Source organism: Rhodococcus sp. NPDC004095, from assembly GCF_053604015.1.
The window spans coordinates 38,968-58,303 of record NZ_JBSGGS010000005.1 but is presented as its reverse complement, the minus strand read 5'-3'; the positions used below and the strand labels follow the sequence as shown (position 1 = coordinate 58,303).

20 protein-coding genes and 3 tRNA genes are annotated in these 19,336 nt (G+C 67.7%); 15 read left to right on the top strand and 8 right to left on the bottom strand.

Going from position 1 to position 19,336, the window contains the following annotated elements:
* Positions 1-36 precede the first annotated feature (36 nt).
* From ACWEPG_RS10960 to ACWEPG_RS10925, 8 genes are all read left to right on the top strand, one after another.
* Positions 37-109 (top strand) — tRNA-His (locus ACWEPG_RS10960).
* Between the two features lie 244 nt (positions 110-353).
* Complete coding sequence (locus tag ACWEPG_RS10955) at positions 354-962, top strand: TetR family transcriptional regulator (RefSeq protein ID WP_450115869.1); 609 nt, start codon at positions 354-356, stop codon at positions 960-962.
* 172 nt (positions 963-1,134) lie between these two features.
* The gene (locus ACWEPG_RS10950; protein WP_450115868.1) at positions 1,135-2,667 is read left to right on the top strand and encodes a VWA domain-containing protein; all 1,533 of its coding nucleotides are present in this window, start codon (positions 1,135-1,137) and stop codon (positions 2,665-2,667) included.
* Complete coding sequence (locus ACWEPG_RS10945) at positions 2,664-3,455, top strand: AAA family ATPase (RefSeq protein ID WP_450115867.1); 792 nt, start codon at positions 2,664-2,666, stop codon at positions 3,453-3,455. Before ACWEPG_RS10950 ends, ACWEPG_RS10945 begins: the two co-directional genes overlap by 4 nt.
* Positions 3,452-4,141: a hypothetical protein gene (locus ACWEPG_RS10940; protein ID WP_450115866.1), complete on the top strand. Its 690-nt coding sequence runs from the start codon at positions 3,452-3,454 to the stop codon at positions 4,139-4,141. The genes ACWEPG_RS10945 and ACWEPG_RS10940 overlap by 4 nt, the downstream gene beginning before the upstream one ends.
* Positions 4,142-4,333: 192 nt before the next feature.
* Complete coding sequence (locus ACWEPG_RS10935) at positions 4,334-5,068, top strand: hypothetical protein (RefSeq protein WP_452594380.1); 735 nt, start codon at positions 4,334-4,336, stop codon at positions 5,066-5,068.
* Between the two features lie 40 nt (positions 5,069-5,108).
* On the top strand, positions 5,109-5,561 hold the full coding sequence (locus ACWEPG_RS10930) for a hypothetical protein (RefSeq protein ID WP_450115864.1): 453 nt from the start codon (positions 5,109-5,111) through the stop codon (positions 5,559-5,561).
* On the top strand, positions 5,558-6,727 hold the full coding sequence (locus ACWEPG_RS10925; protein WP_452594379.1) for a phosphotransferase family protein: 1,170 nt from the start codon (positions 5,558-5,560) through the stop codon (positions 6,725-6,727). Before ACWEPG_RS10930 ends, ACWEPG_RS10925 begins: the two co-directional genes overlap by 4 nt.
* Positions 6,728-6,790: 63 nt before the next feature.
* Here the strand turns inward: ACWEPG_RS10925 and ACWEPG_RS10920 are convergent, their stop codons facing one another.
* Positions 6,791-7,978, bottom strand: a complete 1,188-nt coding sequence (locus ACWEPG_RS10920) for a L,D-transpeptidase (protein WP_452594378.1) — start codon at positions 7,976-7,978, stop codon at positions 6,791-6,793.
* A gap of 287 nt (positions 7,979-8,265) precedes the next feature.
* Here ACWEPG_RS10920 and ACWEPG_RS10915 point away from each other — a divergent pair.
* Together ACWEPG_RS10915 and ACWEPG_RS10910 are read left to right on the top strand one after the other, a co-directional pair.
* A tRNA-Lys gene (locus ACWEPG_RS10915) sits at positions 8,266-8,341 on the top strand.
* An 89-nt stretch (positions 8,342-8,430) separates the two neighbouring features.
* Positions 8,431-8,506: transfer RNA gene (locus ACWEPG_RS10910), tRNA-Lys, on the top strand.
* Positions 8,507-8,556: 50 nt separating this feature from the next.
* On the opposite strand, the gene ACWEPG_RS10905 is transcribed toward ACWEPG_RS10910, so the two are convergent.
* Positions 8,557-8,778, bottom strand: a complete 222-nt coding sequence (locus ACWEPG_RS10905; protein ID WP_450134238.1) for a DUF3618 domain-containing protein — start codon at positions 8,776-8,778, stop codon at positions 8,557-8,559.
* A gap of 74 nt (positions 8,779-8,852) precedes the next feature.
* Between ACWEPG_RS10905 and bcp the strand changes: the two genes are divergently transcribed.
* Entirely contained in the window at positions 8,853-9,326 is a 474-nt protein-coding gene (bcp, locus tag ACWEPG_RS10900) for a thioredoxin-dependent thiol peroxidase (protein WP_450134237.1), read from the top strand.
* 78 nt (positions 9,327-9,404) lie between these two features.
* Here bcp and ACWEPG_RS10895 read toward each other — a convergent pair whose 3' ends face one another.
* The 4 genes from ACWEPG_RS10895 to ACWEPG_RS10880 all read right to left on the bottom strand — a co-directional run bounded on the left by ACWEPG_RS10895 (position 9,405) and on the right by ACWEPG_RS10880 (position 13,696).
* Positions 9,405-10,781 (bottom strand): M20/M25/M40 family metallo-hydrolase, encoded by a 1,377-nt coding sequence (locus ACWEPG_RS10895; protein WP_450117127.1) that lies wholly within the window; start codon positions 10,779-10,781, stop codon positions 9,405-9,407.
* A gap of 26 nt (positions 10,782-10,807) precedes the next feature.
* Positions 10,808-11,302, bottom strand: a complete 495-nt coding sequence (locus ACWEPG_RS10890; protein ID WP_450117126.1) for a hypothetical protein — start codon at positions 11,300-11,302, stop codon at positions 10,808-10,810.
* Position 11,303: 1 nt separating this feature from the next.
* Positions 11,304-12,791: an APC family permease gene (locus ACWEPG_RS10885; protein WP_450117125.1), complete on the bottom strand. Its 1,488-nt coding sequence runs from the start codon at positions 12,789-12,791 to the stop codon at positions 11,304-11,306.
* A 140-nt stretch (positions 12,792-12,931) separates the two neighbouring features.
* A complete protein-coding gene (locus ACWEPG_RS10880; RefSeq protein ID WP_452594377.1) occupies positions 12,932-13,696 on the bottom strand; it encodes a TetR/AcrR family transcriptional regulator in 765 nt (254 codons plus the stop codon).
* A 120-nt stretch (positions 13,697-13,816) separates the two neighbouring features.
* Between ACWEPG_RS10880 and ACWEPG_RS10875 the strand changes: the two genes are divergently transcribed.
* The 4 genes from ACWEPG_RS10875 (at position 13,817) to ACWEPG_RS10860 (ending at position 17,072) form a co-directional block, all read left to right on the top strand.
* Positions 13,817-14,785 (top strand): ATP-binding cassette domain-containing protein, encoded by a 969-nt coding sequence (locus ACWEPG_RS10875; protein WP_450117123.1) that lies wholly within the window; start codon positions 13,817-13,819, stop codon positions 14,783-14,785.
* On the top strand, positions 14,782-15,561 hold the full coding sequence (locus ACWEPG_RS10870; RefSeq protein WP_450117122.1) for an ABC transporter permease: 780 nt from the start codon (positions 14,782-14,784) through the stop codon (positions 15,559-15,561). The genes ACWEPG_RS10875 and ACWEPG_RS10870 overlap by 4 nt, the downstream gene beginning before the upstream one ends.
* 80 nt (positions 15,562-15,641) lie before the next feature.
* Entirely contained in the window at positions 15,642-16,364 is a 723-nt protein-coding gene (locus tag ACWEPG_RS10865; RefSeq protein WP_450117121.1) for a TetR/AcrR family transcriptional regulator, read from the top strand.
* Between the two features lie 48 nt (positions 16,365-16,412).
* Positions 16,413-17,072, top strand: coding sequence for a phosphodiesterase (locus tag ACWEPG_RS10860; RefSeq protein WP_450117120.1), 660 nt, complete (start codon positions 16,413-16,415; stop codon positions 17,070-17,072).
* 7 nt (positions 17,073-17,079) lie between these two features.
* Here the strand turns inward: ACWEPG_RS10860 and ACWEPG_RS10855 are convergent, their stop codons facing one another.
* Both ACWEPG_RS10855 and ACWEPG_RS10850 read right to left on the bottom strand, forming a co-directional pair.
* The gene (locus ACWEPG_RS10855; RefSeq protein ID WP_452594376.1) at positions 17,080-18,645 is read right to left on the bottom strand and encodes an MFS transporter; all 1,566 of its coding nucleotides are present in this window, start codon (positions 18,643-18,645) and stop codon (positions 17,080-17,082) included.
* A gap of 16 nt (positions 18,646-18,661) precedes the next feature.
* Positions 18,662-19,252 (bottom strand): hypothetical protein, encoded by a 591-nt coding sequence (locus ACWEPG_RS10850; protein ID WP_450117118.1) that lies wholly within the window; start codon positions 19,250-19,252, stop codon positions 18,662-18,664.
* Positions 19,253-19,336 lie beyond the last annotated feature (84 nt).

Below are 19,336 nucleotides of genomic sequence, written 5' to 3'. Positions count from 1 at the left end.
CGCACAGCCCGCAAGGGCGGCGCGTGGGAAGCGATGGTGACCGTAGTTCAGTTGGTAGAGCACCAGGTTGTGATCCTGGCTGTCGCGGGTTCGAGTCCCGTCGGTCACCCCGAAGAAAGGCCCCCGACTCCGGTCGGGGGCCTTTCTCGTTCGGACCATCTTCTGACGCCCGCGTCGATCCGCTCGTCGATCCGCGGCCGCCACCCCTCGGGCCCGCCTCGCCGGACGTGCCACTCCGCGCGCCCATCGAACGTGCACCTGTTCCCACTTTTCGCTGACAAGTGTCAACGAGGTATGCCATCATCACTCCAGTTGCACTTACGGGAAGACCCTCCAGAAGGTGCGGGAACACGATGACCGGCAATCGCGTGGAGTCCACGGGGCGGGAAGCCCAACGCATACTGACCCGACAGCGGGTATTCGACGCCGCCGTCGCCGAGTTCAGTGAACGAGGGATGGCAGACGCCGACCTGGCCGCGATCGCCGCGGCCGCAGGCGTGTCACGCGGAACCTTCTACTTCCACTTCCCCACCAGGGAGCACGTCCTCCTGGCACTCGAGGAAGGCGAAGAGCGTCGCATCGCGAGCGAACTCAGCGAATTCCTCTCCACTCCAAGAGATCTCACAGCCATCTTGAAGAAGGTCATCGACCTCACCGTCGCGATCGAAGAGCGCCTCGGAAGACTGCTCTTCAAAGACCTGCTCGGGTCGTACTTCTCACCCACCAGGCCCCTGACCGACGAATGGCGCAGTCACCCGCTCATCGTCCTGGTCGCCACCACGATGGAGCGGGCCGACGCTTCCGGCGAGGCCGAGATCGTCGTCGATCCCTACCACAGCGCCGCGTTCTTCCTCCTCGGTCTCTACGCCCTGCTCACCACCACCGCGGGCGCGGAACCACTGCGCACGTCGACCCTGAACAGCTACCTCACGACAACATTGCGAAGCCTGGAGCCTCGATGAACCGATCAACACACCGAAAGGGAGACAGTCATGTGGCAGGAAATCGTTCGACTCGCATTCGCCTGGGGCGTAATGGTTCTGGTCATCGCGTTCTGGTACTGGATCATGCGCAACATCGGGACCTTCTGAGCGAAACGCACCGCACACCCACGCACCCCGGGGCCGGTGCGTCATGACCGTCGCCGAGACCTCACACGCGTTGACCGTCGAGCGGAGCTGCGGGCTCACCGCGGTCGCCTTCTCCGAGCAGCGACGCGACGGCGTCCGCCTGATGACCGGTCCCCACCGCGGGTTCGGGTTGAGTCCCAGCCGTCGCATCGTCAACGTCCCGTACCCCGCACTCGGACCGGACTGGCAGCGATCGACGCTGACATGCGGCGTGGCCCTGCAGTGTTCGCCCTCGAAGGACCGGATCGCAGGGTACGAGCTGCACCAACTCGACCCGCGACAGCTCGGGGCACTGTCCCTGGTCGAGGGCAGCGTGGCCGCAGGCTGGATCGCCGACCGGCTCCCCGGCCTCCTGCCCGAGATCCGGCGCCTCGTACCGCATCTCGAGATCGGTGACCACGACCTCGAGGGCGCGGAGATGATCGAGCGGGCCCTGTCCCTCGCGCGCTCACGCAAACCGATCGACGGTCATCCCGTTCTGGGGAACCTCCCCCTGCGGGCCCCCGCACGCGGTGCACTCTCCGCAGCGGTGCGACGCGCGTACGGACGCATGCCCTGGACGTCGTCGCGCACCGACGCCAAGCGACTGATGTCCGTGCCGGTCGGCGGTGACGGTGGTGCGCGCAACTCCAACCTCCCGCCACCGAGCAAACCCGAGAACGAGGAGATCGAGATCCGTCCGGACCAGCGCGCCGGCATCCCGTATCCCGAGTGGAACATGTGGCGTGACGAGTTCCTGCCCGATCACGTCGCGGTGCTCGAGCGCAGGTACCCGACGCGCCACAGCCCGGTCTCGGCCGTGTCCCCCGACATCCGCCGGTGGTTCGCCGAGCACACCCATCGCGCGATGCGCACGGGCCTCGACGACGGCTCCGACATCGACGTGGACCGCTACGTGTCCCACTACATCGACACCCGCGCCGGCGAAGCGGACGAGCCGCGGGTCTTTCGTGAACTGCTACCGAGTTCACGCGACGTCAGCACCGCGCTGCTCCTCGACGGGAGCTCATCGCTGAGCACGAACGGTGGGCGGGCCTTCCGCACCGAGCTGGCGTGCGCGGACGCGCTCTCGCGAGCGATGACGCTGTCGCGGGAGAAGCACGGCATCTTCGTGTTCTCCGGGAATACCCGGCACCGCGTGGAGGTGAGCTGCCTCAAGGACTTCGCCGATCCGCACTTCGTCGACCCGAGCAGCCTGGGCCTGAGCGCAGGCGGCTACACCCGCCTCGGCGCACCGATCCGGCATCTCACCCGGCGCCTGCTCGATCAACCGTCCGAACGACGCCTGCTCATCGTCATCGGCGACGGCCTCATGTCGGACGAGGGATACGAGGGCCGGTACGCCTGGGCCGACGTCTCCCATGCCCTCGACGAAGCCGACGAGGCCGGCGTCGCCGTGTACTACATCGGCATCGGACCGGTACGCGTCGATCCCCTCCCGGAAGTGTTCGGGGACCGCAGGTCTCGCCGAATCCGCAACGTGGACGACCTCCCGGAAGTACTGGCACACATCCATCGAAAGCTGGTTTCCGAATGAACGACGATCTCTACCTGGCAGGCGGCAACGAAGTTCAGCTCCTCGAGTGGGCGTACGCCGAGCACATGCCGGTGATGCTCACCGGCCCGACCGGCTGCGGAAAGACCCGGTTCGTCGAGCACATGGGACACCTCCTCGGCCGTCCGGTGATCACGATCAGCTGCCACGACGACCTCACCAGCGCCGACCTGGTCGGTCGCTTCATGGTCACCGGCGGTGACGTGGTGTGGACCGACGGACCGCTGACCACCGCCGTCAGGACCGGGGCGATCTGCTATCTCGACGAGGTCGTCGAGGCCCGTCACGATTCGCTCGCGATCCTGCACTCGCTCACCGACCACCGGCGCACCCTGTACCTCGATCGCGCCAACGAAACCATTCCCGCACCTACGAGTTTCATGCTCGTCTGCTCCTACAATCCCGCCTACCGGAGCTCGCTCAAGGACCTCAAACCGTCGTTTCGCCAGCGGTTCGTGACCGTGCCCATGGACTACCTCCCGCCCGACCGTGAGATCGACGTCCTGGTCGCCGAGTCGGGAGTGGACGCAGCCGTCGCAGAGCGACTCATCCGCTGCGCCATCACCATTCGTGATGCCGACGACGTCTTCCACTTCGAACCACCCTCGACCCGTGTCCTGGTGGCCGCGGCACGGCTGATCGCCGCCGGTGCAGGCGAGATGGAAGCGGCCGAGGCCTGCGTCCTGGCACCCCTGAGCAGTGACGGCGCCATCCACGAGGGGCTTCGCGAGATCGCCGCGGCACACCTGGCCGGGGCGGAGCAGCGATGACGAGCACGGTCCGCACCGGGCCGACCTACGACGAGCACGAAGACGACAGCCGGTCGGCGCAGCGGCGGGCCGACTACTGGCTCATTGCGGGCACCGCACTGATGGGCACCTACGTCCTCGGCCTCTTCGGGCTGCCCATCTTTCTTCGTGGAGTCTGGTTGCAGCGCAAGGCACAGCAGGAGGGTCTGTCGGTCCGGCCGATCATGGTCACCCTGATCGGCTACCTGGTCATCCTCGACGCCTTCCTCAACACCGTCGGCTGGGCGCTGGACCTGATCGCCAACCACACGCTCCTCAACCGCGTCTTCTTCACCGCCTGGGGCAATTACGCCGACAACGGGTACTTCTGGCACTACAACGAGTTGTGGATCGGCGGATCCGCCGCACCCGGTGAGAAGGGCTGGGAGATCGCCTGTGTCTTCGTGGTCTTCCCGATGCGGGTCGCCGCGGCGATCGCCTTCCTGCAGATGAAGCGATGGGGACACCAATGGCTGACGGTGACCTGCTGGTTCGGCGTGGTGATCTGGGTCGGCTACATCACGAACATGACGGTCTACGCCGACCTGCGCTTCACCGGAACCATCCTGCCCGTAATCGGATGGTGGCTCTACGACATCTTCTACATCACCCCGTTCCTGGCAATCCCGTACTTACACACGGTCAATCGCGAGATCTTCTCGGATTGACGCCCAGAGATCGCCTCGCATCGACACAGCGTGAACAGTTCCGACACCTCGAGGAGAACCGACATGAACGAGCAAGACCGGCGAAGGAAGCGCGCGCTCATCGTCTTTCAGATCGCCATGTACGGATTCCTGCTGGCCATGTTCCTGATCCAACTCAACATGTCGCTGCACCGGGACTGGTAGGGCACCGGCATGAACTTCCCGACCACCCGCCGGCGCACCTCCGAGAAGGCCACCACAGGCAGTCCGCCGACGACGGGTCTCACCCAGGACGAACACGAGACCGACAGTCGCACCGCTCAGCGCGAGGCCGATCGGTGGCTCACCATCGGCACCGCGTTCATGGGCACACTGGTCTTCGGATTCGTCGGGCTGCCGATCTTCCTCCGCGGGCTCTACCTCCAGCGCAAGGCACAACAATCCGGCCTCTCGGTGCGGCCCATCATGGTCACCCTGATCGGGTACCTGGTGATCCTCGACGCCTTCCTCAACAGCATCGGCTGGACCCTGGACGTGCTGGCCAGTCACTCGCTGCTGAACCGGGTGTTCTTCACCGCCTGGGGCAACTTCGTCGACAACGGCTACTTCTGGCACTACAACGAAATGTGGATCGGCGGATCCGCCGCCCCCGGCGAGAAGGGCTGGGAGATCGCCTGCATCTTCATCGTGTTCCCCATGCGGATCGCGGCCGGCATCGCCTTCCTCCAGATGAAGCGGTGGGGTCACCAATGGCTGATCGTCACCTGCTGGTTCGGCGTGGTCATCTGGGTCGGCTACATCGTCAACATGACCATGTACGCCGACATCCGCTTCGACGGAACGGTCGTCCCGGTCATCGGATGGTGGCTCTTCGACATCTTCTACATCACCCCATTCCTGGCAATCCCCTACCTGCACACCGTCAATCGCGAGATCTTCTCGGATTGAACCGGATACCGGGTCGTACACCGTCCCTCGAGGAGAACCCATGAGCAAGGCAACATCGACCGAGACCGGAACCGGATCCGACGAGGACCTGCCTCTGGGCACCACCAAAGAGTTCTCGCGAATGCACGGATGGCTCAAGCGGGGCATCATCATCTGCCTCTTCGCCCTCGTCGTCGAAGGTTCGATGACGGTTCCCGCACTCGCCATCTGGTACGGCTTTCCCACCCTGTCGTTCACCGAGATCTGCGACGAGTTCATGAAGGTCCGGTGGGCCGACGAGAACGCCACGTGCGAGTACCCCTATCCGATCGGCGGCCCGCCGTTCGGCGGCGAACCCGAAGGGGCAGGCCGGGACACCGCCCAAGATCAGTGGGGTGTCCAGCCGAAGCCCGCGCTTCCGCGGATCGGGTTCCGAGAGCTCGTGCGTAACAAGGAGGAACGCGAGGCACGCCAGGCGGCCGCGGCGGCGCAGACCGAGACGGGGACCGGGTGACCGACACAGGCCCCCGGGCGCCCCGGGCGGCCTCGACCGCCCTCGGCGTGGGCATGGCGGTCACCGAGGCACTCCGGGCCGCAGCCGACCGGGCCGTACCCCGTCCCGCGGCGGTGCCGCTGCGCGTCGAGGAGGTCACCCCGCTCTGGCTCGCCGACGCCCTCCGCGTCCCACCCGGAGCGATCACGTCGGTGCGGGTCGTCGATCACGACTCGGGGACGGCGGCGCGGGCCCGCATCGCCGTGCAGTCGGAGGCCGACCTGCCCGACAGCCTGTTCTGCAAGATGCCGCCACGCAACTATCTGCAGCACGTGCTGATGAACGTCTTCCGGCTCGGCACGAAGGAGGTGGCCGCCTATCGGGCTCTCGGTGACAACCCTCCGGTGCGGGCGCCGCGATGCCATGCGGCGAAGGAGGATCGACTGCGGCGACGTGCCGTCCTCGTCCTGGAGGACGTCTCGCCGACGGCGGAGTTCCGCACCTGCGTCGATGCGTTGACGGCGGCCGAGGCCCGTGCCGTCGTCGACGCCCTGGCCGACCTGCACGCTGCCTACTGGGACACCGACCGATTTGCCGATGACCTGAGGCCGCTCGCGCACCGTTCGGCGGCCGAGGTCCGGCTCGGTGACCTGATCCGTCGACGGTTCCTTGGCGAGATCTCCGGACACACGTCGGATCTGATCCCGGCGGGGATCAAACGGCAGTGCCGGATCTTCTACGAGCGCAGCGCCGACATCGACAGGTTGTGGGCCGCGCAGCCGCAGACGCTGATCCACGGCGACCCGCATCCGGGCAATCTCTTCTTCGAAGCGGGCTCACCTGGATTCCTCGACTGGCAGGTCGCCAGTTCCGGGGCGGGCATCCGGGACGTCGCGTACTTCCTGACCGCATCCGTCGATCCCGATCTGCTGCGGGTCGTCGAACGCGAACTGGTGGAGCGCTACACCAGCCGGCTCGCCGCGGTCGGCGTCGAGGTCGACCCCGACCGCACCTGGACCCTGTACCGCGCCGCCGTCACCGAGTGGTTCCTGGCTGCCGTGTGTACGGCGGAGGCGGGGGAACGGATGCAACCGTTCGAGATCTCCCGGGTCGGGGTGCAGCGGGCCGTGGCCGCCGTCGGCGCGCACGACAGTTTCACGCTCCTGGCCACCCTCCTATCCAAATGACCGAATGTGGGTTTCGGTCACGTGAAGTGACCGAAACCCACATTCGGTCGGGGCCGGGTGGGGTCAGACGGCGGCGTTGCCTGCCTTCCACGTCGCCCACGGGATGTTCCAGTCTCCGAGGCCGTCGACACCGGACAGGGTGCCGCCGACGGTGTTCTTCACGATCGCGATGTCACCGCGCTTGGTGTTGTCGAACACCCACTTCGCGTTGGCGGGACTCAGGTTCAGGCAGCCGTGGCTGGTGTTCGAGTAGCCCTGCTGCCCGACCGACCACGGCGCCGAGTGGAAGAAGATGCCGCTGTACGACATCCGGGTCGCCCAGTCCACCGGGGTCTTGTAGCCGTCCGGGGAGTTCACCGGAACCCCGTAGGTGGACGAGTCCATCACGAGGTGCTCGAACCGGTCGCCGATGATGTAGACGCCGTTGTCGGTCGGGGTGTCGTCCTTGCCCATCGACGTCGGCATGGTCATCACCACCTGGCCGTTGCGCTCGAAGGTGACCTGCTTGGTGTTGTCGTCGGCGGTGGCGATCATCGCGTCGCCGATCCGGAACTCGGATCGCTGGTCCGACTGCCCGAACAGTCCGTCGCCGAGGTCGCGGCCGAAGACCTTCACGTCGACGGTGACGGTCGTCCCGGGCGCCCAGTAGTTCTCGGGCCGCCACCGGACCTCGCGGTTGTTGACCCAGTAGAAGGCGCCCTCGACGGGCGGGTTGGTGACGACGGTGATCGCGTCCTGCGCGGCCTTGCGGTCGGGGATGTTCTCGTCGAACTGGACCGCCACGGGCTGACCGATCCCGACGATCTCGCCCTCGGTCGGCAGGATGTAGGGCTTGGTCAGGTTGCCGGGCGCACTGGTCGTGAAGTTCGACACCAGGGCGCCGGACCCACCGAGACCGAAGGCCTCGGCCTCGAGCCGGTAGCTGCCGTCGTACAGCAGCGGCTCGGTGTTCACCCACGAACGGCCGTCGGGGGCGATCGCACCGGGTACCACGGCACCCGCGGCGTCGACGAGGATGACGGACGACAGCTTGCCGTCGGCCACCTGCACCGCGACCGGTTCACTCGGGGAATGCCCGACCGCACCGTCGGCGACCACTGCCGAGAGTTTCGGTTTGATCAGCTCGGTGACCGGGTTCACGTCGATCGCCGGCGCGGCGGACGCCTCCCCACTCGACGGAACCGTGCATGCCGACGATCCGAGCACCACGGCCGCCGCCCCCAACGCGACAACCAGCCGAAACTTCCTCACCGTTACCCCACTTCACACCGTGTACTCGACGGGCCGCCGAACCCCGACCGGGCACGATCCGCCTCTGGCGACCTGTGCACAGCGATTTTGCCAGGTCTTTGCAGAACAGGACCTGCGGCACCCCCGGTCCGACCCGTAACGTTCACATTGCAATCGATCCGGCCCGCGCCTGCGTTACCTCCCGTGCACCGCACAGCCGGTGTGACCAGCCGATTTCGCATACCGTGGGCAGTGCTGTTAATGTTCTCTTCGCACCGAGCGAGACCAGTTCTCGCAAGACGCACCAGGCGCCATTAGCTCAATTGGCAGAGCAGCTGACTCTTAATCAGCGGGTTCGGGGTTCAAGTCCCTGATGGCGCACCAACACGACAGGCCCCGGTCCTGGCTGTTTCATCCAGCACAGATCGGGGCCTGAATCGTGTCGTGTCCCGCACTTTCGCGGAACACACCGAGCGCCATTAGCTCAATTGGCAGAGCAGCTGACTCTTAATCAGCGGGTTCGGGGTTCAAGTCCCTGATGGCGCACCAACACGACAGGCCCCGGTCCCCGACCGGGGCCTGTCGTCGTATCTGCCCGCTCAGCGGAAGATCTTGCGCAGCACCAGGACCGCGATCAGCGCGCCCGCCCCCATCAGCGAGTACTTCACCGGCGGCTCGTTCACCTTGGCGACCAGCGCCGTCTTGGTGTTGTCGACCAGCCGCTTCGGGTTGGTGCGAACGCTCAGCTCGTCGAGGGTGGCGGCGAGCTGGTTGCGCGCCTGCTCGATGTCGCGCTCGATGCTGTCGGTGTCCCTGGGCACGTGGACTTCCTCTCGTGGTCGGTCTTTCCTGCCATGACCGTACCCGGAGCGAGGCGGCAAGTAGCCTGACCGTCGTGACCGAGAACATCAGACTCTCCGCCGGAGACACCGCACCCGACTTCACCCTGCCCGACGCCGACGGCAACGAGGTCTCGCTGTCCGACTACCGCGGTCGCAAGGTCATCGTCTACTTCTACCCGGCGGCGAGCACGCCGGGCTGCACGAAGCAGGCATGCGACTTCCGCGACAACCTGGGCGAACTGAACGAGGCCGGGCTCGACGTGCTCGGCATCTCCCCCGACAAGCCGGCCAAGCTCGCCAAGTTCCGCGACAAGGAGTCGCTGACCTTCCCGCTGCTGTCCGACCCCGACCGGTCGACGCTGACGGCGTGGGGCGCATTCGGCGAGAAGACCATGTACGGCAAGAAGGTGCAGGGCGTGATCCGCTCGACGTTCCTCGTCGACGAGAACGGCAAGATCGAGGTCGCGCAGTACAACGTGCGCGCCACCGGGCACGTCGCGAAGCTGCGCCGCGACCTGTCCGTCTGACGCCCACCGAGTCCTTGAACGGCCGAAGGGCACCTTCGTGCGCTCTACGCGCACGAAGGTGCCCTTCGGCCGGAAGGCTCAGGAACCGAAGCGGCCCAGGAACAACGCCTCGGCGACAGCAAGGTTCTCGATCTCCGACGGATCGACGCTCTCGTTCGGGGCGTGGATCAGGCAGCGCGGTTCCTCGACGCCGAGCATGACGATCTCGGCGCCGGGAACCTGCTCGGCGAACACATTGCACAGCGGGATCGACCCGCCCTGCCCGACGGTCCCGAGCGGTTTCCCGAACGCCTCGGCCATCGCCGCCCCGAGTGCGGCGTACCCGGGACCGTCGGTGCGCGCCCGGAACGGCGAGCCGAGCTGTTCGGGCTCGACGGTCACCTTCGCACCCCACGGCGCCCGGGCGAGCAGGTGCGCGGTGAGCGCGTCCTGCGCGACCTGCGGATCCATGCCGGGCGGCACCCTCAGGTTCAGTCGCGCCGACGCCCGCGGCTGGATCGCCGCCGCCGACCCGACCACCGGCGGGCAGTCGATGCCCAGGATGGTCAGCGCCGGACGCGCCCACACCCGGTCCGCGACAGTGCCGGTCCCCACCAGCTCGACGCCGTCCAGGACACCTGCGTCGGTACGGAACTGCTCCTCCGCGTACGCCGCACCGTCCCAGCTCTGCCCGGTGTCGAGTCCGTCGACGACGGTGTCCCCGTTCGCGTCCCGCAGAGTGGACAGAATCTGGACCAATGCCGCAAGGGCATCCGGGGCGGGCCCGCCGAACATCCCCGAGTGCACCTCGCTCGCCAGGGTTTCCACGTGCACCACTACGTTCGCGACGCCGCGCAGGGTGATGGTCGCGGTCGGCTCGCCGACCTCGGCGTTGCCGGTGTCGACTACGAGGATCATGTCGGCCTGGAACAGTTCGGGCCTCGACTCCACCAACGCCTCGAGACCGCCGGTGCCCATCTCCTCGGTGCCCTCGGCGACGACCCTGATCCCGATCGGGAACGGGGTCTGCGGCGTCTCCGGGCTGCGCAGCGCGCGCAGTGCCAGCAGGTGCATCACGATGTTGCCCTTGCAGTCGGCGGCGCCGCGCCCGTACCACCGGCCGTCGCGCTCGGTGAGCTCGAACGGGTCGGTGTGCCACTTGGTTTCGTCACCGGGCGGCTGCACGTCGTAGTGGCAGTAGAGCAGGACCGTCGGCGCACCCGGCGGCCCGGGCTGGTGCCCGACGACCGCGTTCGAGCCGTCGGGGGTCTCGATCAGTTCCACCGATCCGATCCCGGCCGCGATGAACGCGTCCTTGACCCAGTTCGCCGCAGCCAGGCACTCCTCGGGCGGGAACTGGCGTGGATCGGCCACCGACCGGAAGCGCACGAGGGTGGCCAGCTCCTCACGGGCGGTGGGCATCAACCCCCGGACCGCTTCCCGGACACCGTCCTTCGTCGTCACATCGTTGCTCACGTCCGCTCCTCTCCCTGACCGCCTGCTCATTCGTCGTCCGCGAGTTTCAGATCGCTCACCGCGGCGTCGAAGTCCGCCAGGTTCTCCGGGCAGTAGACCTCGAGCACCAGCCGCTCACCGACAAGCAGGTTCCGGGTCGCGATGATCGGACGCATCCCCGGTCCGGCCGCGCCGCTGACGATCTGCTGGTCGAGTGTCGCCTTGTTGAGGGCAGCGGCCGGGTCCGCGCAGACCGCCCCACCGTCGGTGCCGAGCACCCGGGCGGTGGCGTCGATGTCGAGCGGATCCAGCCCGGCCGCCGAGAAGCGCAGGGCCAGTTCGGTGGCCATCGCGTTCGCCTCCTCGCTGCGCTGGTCCTGGTTGAACGCCACCAGCCCCCACACCGCCAACCCCACGAACAGGGCGAAGGCGACGAGATAGAGGGTCAGATGGGAGTTCTCGGGGCGCTTGTACAGATCGTCGCCGGGTGCCAGGCTCACGGCGTCCTCCGGCACGGACCCGCTTGTCGGTGTGGTGCTCATTTCACGCCTCCTGTCCGGCGATCTCCTCGAGCGGGTCGACGGTCACGTCCTGTTTCCACGACGGTTTGCGCATCGCCAGGATCAGCAGCGGCACCCCGAGCCCGACGATCCCGAACCCGCCGCCGACGATCAGCACGTAGACGAACACGCTGCCGCCGCCGAACTGCGAGGGCGGGACGAACCCGATGCAGAACGCCGCCACGCTCGAGATCAGGCCCACCCAGCACAGCAGGAACAGTGCCGGGGCGCGGTAGCCACGCGGATGATCCGGCTTGCTGCGGCGCAACCGCATCGCCGCGACGAACATCAGCAGGTACACCACCAGGTACACCTGGGTGGTGATCACCGACAGGATCCAGTAGGCGCTCGACACCTCGGGAATGAAGGCGTACAGCAGCGCGATCAACGTGGTCACCGCACCCTGCGCGACGAGGATGTTCTGCTGGATCCCGTGCTTGTTCAGCTTCTGCATCGACGGCGGCAGGAAGCCGTCCTGCCTGCCGATCATCAGCAGGCCCTTCGACGGCCCCGCCAGCCATGTCAGCATTCCGCCGAGCGAGGCGGCGATCAGCATCATCGCGAGAATCGGTGTGGCCCAGCCGAACCCGAAGTACGCGAAGAAGGTGTCGAAGGCCTGCATCACGCCGGCGGTCAGGGACAGCTTGTCCGCGGGCACCACCCAGCTGATCGCGACCGCGGGCAGGATGAAGATCGCGAGCACCAACCCCATGGCGACGAACATCGCCCGCGGGAACTCGGAGCCCGGCTTGCGCAGGCTCGAGACGTGCACCGCGTTCATCTCCATGCCGGAGTAGGACAGGAAGTTGTTGACGATCAGCACCAGAGACGCGATACCGGTCCACGCCGGGAGCAGCGCGGAGAACTCCATCGGCGCGGCCGAGGCATTGCCCTGTCCGAGGAACACGATGCCCATCACGATCAGCAGAGCGCCGGGAATGAGGGTGCCGAGCACCAGTCCGGCACTCGACAACCCCGCGACCGCCTTCATGCCTCGTGAGGAGACGAACACCCCCGTCCAGAAGAGGGTGACGATGATGATCGCGGTGTACAGACCGTTCGACGCCAGCGAGGGATTGATGACGTACGCGAAGGTGCTCGCCACGTAACCGAGCAGCGTCGGATAGTAGAAGATCGTCATCGCGAACTGGCACCACACGGCCAGGAATCCCGCCTTGTCGGAGATCCCCTCCCCCACCCAGCGGTAGATGCCGCCGGACCAGCCCGACGCCAGTTCCGCGGAGACCAGCGACGTCGGTAGCAGGAACACGATGGCAGGCACGATGTACAGGAACACGCAGGCGAGTCCGTACACGGCCATCGACGGCGCGGACCGCAGGCTCGCCACCGAACTGGTGGTCATCATGGCCAGCGCTATCCAGGTGATGTACTGCTGGCGCGGCCCCACCGGCAGTATCGGCTTCTGCCGTTCGGGCTCGGACCTCTCGGCTCCGGCAGTTTCCACACTCATCGGCTCCACCACCCGTCGGACGGGCCGTCATTCGACGGCGCAGGCTTCCTCCCTGCACTATTGCGCGTGCGGTCGCGGTGCGGCAGCCCGGAACGCGCAGTTCACCCGGATCGGATGAACCCGCGAATGGGGCGGCCACGTCAGGAGTACGCGTCGACGAGCCGTTCCACACCGTCCAGGAACAGATCCAGCGCAAACGCGAAATCCGCGTCGCTCCATTCGACATCGGGTTCGGAATCGAACGCGCCTCCGGCCAGAGCCTCGGAGAGGTGCGGGTAGTTCCCCTTCTCGATCAGCTTCCCGAGGACCGCGCCGTAGTCCAGTTCGGCGGCTGCCTGCGCCGCAGGCCCCTCCTGTGCGTCGAGGAAGTCGGCCGCGAACCTGGCCCGGCCGATCACGTACAGCGACGTGTTGAGGACGACCTGGAACCGCAGTCCCGCAGGAAGCGGCGTGCCTGCCAGCGCACCGAGCCCGGCGTCGAGCCACGCGATGTTGTTCGGCCCGGTGGGCGGCACCGCCCCCAGCGACAACCGCAGCCACCACCGGTGACGCATCAGCACGCCGTACTCGGCCCGCGCCCATTCCCCGAGCGCCTGGCGCCACGGTCCGCCGGCCGGGATGTCCGGCGGCGGTCCGATGACGCGGTCGCTGATCAGGTCGACGAGTTCGTCCTTGCTCGCGACATAGCGGTAGAGCGACATCGTGGTGAAGCCCAGCCGCTTCGCCAGCCGCGCCATCGACAGCGCCTCCACGCCTTCGACATCCGCGAGTTCGACTGCGGTGTCGAGGATCCGGTCGAGGCTCAGCCCGCGTCGCGGACCTCGGGAGCCGGGTTCGAGCAGGCCCCAGGCGAGCTTCACCGCGCGCGGCAGGTCCGGCCCCGGCACGACCTCACTGCTGTCCACATCCACCCTCTCGTCCGGTCACCTCTTGCGCTCATCCTAAAACTGCGTATGTTGTAAACACAGTTTATGGCATACGCAGTTTTTCAGGTCCGTGCAGTACTCACGAATCGGAGCCCCCAGATGACCCCGCGTTCCGGCGGCGCGATCGACGTCGCCGCCCTCCACAAATCCTTCGGCGGCCGGAGCGTGCTCGCCGACCTCGACCTTCACGTCCCCGCGGGCACCGTCTTCGCCCTGCTGGGCGCCAACGGCGCCGGCAAGACGACCGTTGTGCGAATCCTGTCGACGCTCCTGCCGTTCGACTCCGGATCGGTTGTCGTCGCCGGGCACGACCTCCCCGGATCTGCCCAGGCGGTGCGGCGCAACATCAGCGTCACCGGCCAGTACGCCGCCGTCGACAAGTTGCTCACCGGCCGCGAGAATCTCGTCCTCGTCGGCGAACTGAACCACCTCGGCCGACCGGAATCACGGCGGCGCGCAGCCGAACTGCTTGGGCGGTTCGACCTCGTCGACGCCGCGGACCGCCGCGTCGACACCTACTCGGGCGGCATGGTCCGGCGACTCGACATCGCGATGAGCCTCGTCGCCGATCCCGCGGTCATCTTCCTGGACGAACCGACCACCGGCCTCGACCCTCGCAGCCGCCGGGACATGTGGGAGATCGTCCGCGAACTGGTGCGCGGCGGGGTCACCGTCTTCCTGACCACCCAGTACCTCGACGAGGCGGAGGAACTGGCCGACCGGATCGCGGTCCTCGACGGTGGCCGGATCGTCGCGGAGGGCACCGCACGCGAACTCGAAGCGCTCGTTCCGGGTGGGCATCTCGAACTCCAGTTCACCGATGCCGACGATCTCCTGCGCGCCGCCGACTCCCTGCCCACCGCGTCGGTGGACGCGGACGCGTTGACCCTGGCGGTGCCCACCGACGGGAGCATCGCGTCCCTCCAGGACCTGCTCGGCCGGGTCGACGACTCGATCACCGTCGACCGGGTCGCGCTGCACACCCCGAACCTCGACGACGTCTTCTTCGCCCTCACCGGCTCTCGACGCACCGCCGGTGAGCCCACCACGAAAGCGAGCTCGCGATGACCACTCCCGCCCTGCCGCGCCTGATCACGGTGACCGACTCGACGGTGATGCTGCGACGGAACCTGACCCACCTGCTCCGCAGCCCGGATTCGATGATCATGGCGCTCGCCCTGCCGATCGCGTTGATGCTGCTGTTCGTGTACGTCTTCGGCGGCGCGATCGACACCGGCACGGCCTACCTCGACTACGTGGTTCCCGGGATCATCCTGCTGTGCGCGGCCTTCGGCGCCTCGACCACCGCGGTCAGCGTGTCCACCGACATGACGGACGGCATCGTCGACCGCTTCCGCACTCTCCCGACGGCACAGTCCGCGTTCCTGACCGGACACGTGCTCGCCAGTGTCGTCAGAAACCTGATCACCACGGCCGTCGTGATCGGCGTCGCCCTCGTGATGGGCTTTCGACCCACCGCCGACCCGGTGCGCTGGCTCGGCGTGCTCGCGGTCCTCGCCCTGTTCCTGTTCGCACTGTCCTATCTGTCGACGGCACTGGGCCTCCTCGCGAAGAACCCGGAGGCGGCCGCCGGGTTCACCTTCGTGATCATGTTCCTGCCGTACGTGTCGAGCGCGTTCGTACCCGCGGAGACGATGCCGTCCTGGCTGCGGTGGTTCGCCGAGAACCAGCCGGTCACCCCGGTCATCGAGACGGTCCGGGGACTGCTGATGGGCACTCCGATCGGGCACAGCGGCTGGCAGGCGGTCGCCTGGTGCGCCGCCATCGCGGTGGCCGGATTCGGATGGGCGACCGTGCTGTATCGGCGCCGCGTGCGGGGTTGACACGCGATTGCCGGTACCGGCGGAAACACCAGAATCCGCGGTTGATCGAATCCGGCCCACCTGCCGGTTAACCTTGGTGGGTGGAGTCCATCACCAGCAGCCGAGCCTCGCGTCGTGCGGACCCGGCACTGGTTTCCGTTCCCGCCGACCCGGACGCTGCCGCGGACGCGCCGCAGGAGCTGCTGCCGCGCAAACGCCCGACGCAGGAGCGCAGCCGGCGCAAGTTCGACGCCCTGCTCGCCTCCGCAAGGGACCTGCTGACCGAGGTCGGATTCGAGTCGTTCACCTGCGAGGAGGTCGCGTCCCGCGCGGACGTTCCGATCGGCACCCTGTACCAGTTCTTCGCCAACAAGTACGTCATCGTGTGCGAGCTGAACCGGCAGGACTTCGCGTCGGTGCGCGACGAGCTCGAGCAGTTCGACGGCGTCATCCCCTCGCTGGACTGGCTGCGGTTCCTCGACAGCTTCGTCGACCACCTGGCCAAGCTGTGGACGTCCGACCCGTCCCGCCGCGAGGTGTGGCTGGCGATGCAGTCCACACCGTCGACGCGGGCGACCGGCAAGATCAGCGAGAAGCAACTCGCCGAGAAGATCGCGACGATGCTGGCACCGCTGACTCCCCGCACTCGCCGCGACCGCCGGATCATGATGGCCGAGGTGCTCGTACACGTCGTCTACTCGATGCTCAACTTCTCCGTGCAGGACGGCCAGTCGCACTCCGACGCGGTCGCCGAGCTCAAGCGCCTGATGGCCGCCTATCTCCTTGTCGCGGAGAAGGAATCGCGGACCAGTCAGGAGCACTGAACGCTCGGTTTGGATTGAAGCCGGACCGAATCGGGTACCGCCTCCGGCATGAATGAAATCGACGCTGTTCTCCGCGTCCCCTCCACGTTCGCATCTGCACTCCGCCGCGTGCCGCTGTTCCACTCGAACGGGGTGGCGACTCAGGGCCACGCGGAACTGGGCTCGCACTGGTGGCCCGTGCAGGGACGGATACCGGTCACCGCCAGGCTGTCGCGTGCCCTCGGCCTCCCGAACGCCCTTCCCGACGTGCTCGGGCTGTCGGTCAGACTTCACCTGGCCGCGGGCCCCTGGGACCTTCTGCTCGTGTCGGCCCAACCGACGACCAGGGTGGTGCCGTTGCCCGCTCGCGGCTGGTCCAGCGCGCGATACAGCAGCCTCACTGCGTTCCGCACCACCGAGAACGATGCTTTGACGTGGGCGCTTGCGAAGCCGGAGGCGGGGCAACCCCGGACCGGTTCACTCAGGGCGCTCTCACGCGGCGACCAGCTGTTCTTCACGCTGTCCCTGGCAACCGCACGCTCCGATCCGACACCGGCGGGCCGTCTGTCGCTCGATCCTCCGACGACCTGCGAGGACACCGAGCAAGCCGACTTCGATCCGGTGCTCCACCGCCCTGACGGGGTGCAGATGTGGCCACAGTGGGTGGCGGCGGTCCGGCAGGCGGCCCACGGCGGCAGCCGAACCGGGCGACACGCCGCGCCGGCATGACCCGCACCTAGTCGGCCGTCACAGGCTCGTAGCCACCCCGGGCACCGCGCCGCACCGAGGTCGCCGCGACCACTGCCGCCGCCAGGATCAGGATCGCGGACACCAGGAGTGCGGTGTCGAGGCCGGCGTGGAACGCGGCGAACGCGGCGTCGATGACCTTCTGCACGATCGGCCCGTAGGCGGCGGTCGCGGACGCGTCCCCGCCCTCGGGAACGGCGCCGGTCTCGATGGCATGGACGACGATCCCCTGGAACGTGGTCGGTACGTCCAGGTCGGTGAGCCTGGTCGTCAGGTCCGTGTGCAGGTGCGCGTTGACGAGGGAACCGAGCGCCGCCACCCCGACCACCGCACCGATCTGCCGCATGGTGTTGGTGGCCGCGGCGGCCATCCCGGAATGAGCGGCGGGCACGCCCGTCAACACCGCTGACGTCAACGGCACCACGGCGATGCCGAAGCCGAGTCCGGCAACGGTCAGTGCGGCGGCCAGCGTCCCGAAGGCGGGAGTGCCCTCCAGCGCCCCACGGGTGAGGAGGATGCCCACGGCGCCGAGCAGGCAGCCGACGATCATCGGCACCACGGGCGCGCTGCGCGCCACCCAGAACCCGCACAGCACCGAGCCCGCCACGATGGCTGCGGCCATCGGACCGAACACCGCGGCGGTCCGCTCCCCCGAATATCCGAACACCTGCTGCATGTACAGGGCGGTGAAGAAGAAGATCGAGAACACCCCGAAGTACACGGCGAACGCGACGATCAGCGCGCTGCGGACCAGTGGCGGCCGCAGATAGCGCAGGTTCAGCATCGGGTTGCGGGTCCGCGACTCCACCGCCACGAACGCCACCAGCGCGAGCGCACCGATCGTGAACAGCACCACCGACGAGGTCGCGCCGTACCCGACGGTCTCCCCGTCGATGGCGGCGTAGACGACACAGCCGAGGAACCCCGCGCCGAGGACACAGCCCGCGACGTCGAGCCGACCGGGCTGCGGATCCGAGCTCTCCGGGACGTACCGCATCGCGGCGACGACCAGCACGGCGCCGAGCGCCAGGTTGAACCAGAACACCGCGCGCCAGTCGAACGCGCCGACAAGCAGCCCGCCGACCACCGGTCCGAGAGCGAGGGCCAAACCGGACACGCCCGCCCAGGCGCCGAGCGCCTTCGCGCGATCCGCGCGGTCGGGGAACACGTGCCTGATCACCGACAGGGTGCCCGGTTCCGACGCCGCCGCACCGACACCCATGACGGCACGGCCGAGGATCAGGAAGGCGGTCGTCGGTGCCGCGGCCGCGACGACCGATCCCGCGCAGAAGACCACCATCCCGGCGACCATCACCCGGCGCCGGCCCCACCGGTCACCCAACGAGCCACCGATGAGCATCAGGCTCGCGAACACCAGCGTGTAGGCGTTTATCACCCACTGCAGCGGCACGACACCGGCATGCAGGTCGGCCTGCACGTCCCCGAGCGCCATGCTGACGATCGTGGTGTCCAGGAAGGTCAGGAACAGCACCGCGCACAACGTCGCCAGCGCGAGCCGCGGCCGCGTCCGCGCGGTCGCCGGTGTCAGTGCCACCGGCTCCATCGAACTCTCAGCTCGTCGGTACCGGCGGTGCCATAGGGGAGGTCGCGGTGCATACCGGCGGCGGGTTGCCCTCGAGCGTGAGCAGCGAGCAGAACGTGGACTCCGCCACCTTCCAGGTCCCGTCGACCTGCACGGCCTCGCCCGTCTGGTCGGCAAGCACCGGCTGCCCGTTGATCAGCACCGTGTAGGTGACGGTGGCGTGTCCGGGCGCATCGACGTCCACGTGCGAGACCGTGGCCGTGGTACCGGTCGCCATCGGGGAATTCGCCTGGGCGTTGATGGTGTCCGCGAACGCGTCGCCGTTCTGGACGAGGGTGATCTTCGTGGCGCCGGGCGTCTCGCCGGAGAAGAAGGTGACGAACGCGTGCGTCACCGCGTCCGTGTCGGCGGCGCCGGCCGCAGTCCCCGTCGCGTGGGCCGTCCCCGTCTCGTGGGTCGTCGCCGTCGCCTGGGTCGTCGCCGCCGGCGTGGTGGTCGTGGAGGATTCGTCGGAGTTGCTGCTGCAGCCTGCGGCGGCCACGGCGAGAAGTGCACTGAACGCGAGGGCGGTCGCGAGCCGCTGTGGCCCGCCCCGCCGAATCGGGGTGAAGCCGACCATGACGCTCCTTCCAGTGAACTGAACCGAGCAGTCTTCCCCTTCGTTCTACGCCGATCCCCGCCCTCGTGCGGGGCGAATCACACA

Excerpts from the sequence above, each read along its gene's own strand:
- ACWEPG_RS10950 (WP_450115868.1), top strand. The coding sequence starts at position 1,135 with ATGACCGTCGCCGAGACCTCACACGCGTTGACCGTCGAGCGGAGCTGC.
- ACWEPG_RS10955 (WP_450115869.1), top strand. The coding sequence starts at position 354 with ATGACCGGCAATCGCGTGGAGTCCACGGGGCGGGAAGCCCAACGCATA.
- ACWEPG_RS10860 (WP_450117120.1), top strand. The coding sequence starts at position 16,413 with ATGAATGAAATCGACGCTGTTCTCCGCGTCCCCTCCACGTTCGCATCT.
- ACWEPG_RS10875 (WP_450117123.1), top strand. The coding sequence starts at position 13,817 with ATGACCCCGCGTTCCGGCGGCGCGATCGACGTCGCCGCCCTCCACAAA.
- ACWEPG_RS10850 (WP_450117118.1), bottom strand. The coding sequence starts at position 19,252 with ATGGTCGGCTTCACCCCGATTCGGCGGGGCGGGCCACAGCGGCTCGCG.
- ACWEPG_RS10890 (WP_450117126.1), bottom strand. The coding sequence starts at position 11,302 with ATGAGCACCACACCGACAAGCGGGTCCGTGCCGGAGGACGCCGTGAGC.
- ACWEPG_RS10885 (WP_450117125.1), bottom strand. The coding sequence starts at position 12,791 with ATGAGTGTGGAAACTGCCGGAGCCGAGAGGTCCGAGCCCGAACGGCAG.
- ACWEPG_RS10930 (WP_450115864.1), top strand. The coding sequence starts at position 5,109 with ATGAGCAAGGCAACATCGACCGAGACCGGAACCGGATCCGACGAGGAC.
- ACWEPG_RS10870 (WP_450117122.1), top strand. The coding sequence starts at position 14,782 with ATGACCACTCCCGCCCTGCCGCGCCTGATCACGGTGACCGACTCGACG.
- ACWEPG_RS10940 (WP_450115866.1), top strand. The coding sequence starts at position 3,452 with ATGACGAGCACGGTCCGCACCGGGCCGACCTACGACGAGCACGAAGAC.
- ACWEPG_RS10935 (WP_452594380.1), top strand. The coding sequence starts at position 4,334 with ATGAACTTCCCGACCACCCGCCGGCGCACCTCCGAGAAGGCCACCACA.
- ACWEPG_RS10945 (WP_450115867.1), top strand. The coding sequence starts at position 2,664 with ATGAACGACGATCTCTACCTGGCAGGCGGCAACGAAGTTCAGCTCCTC.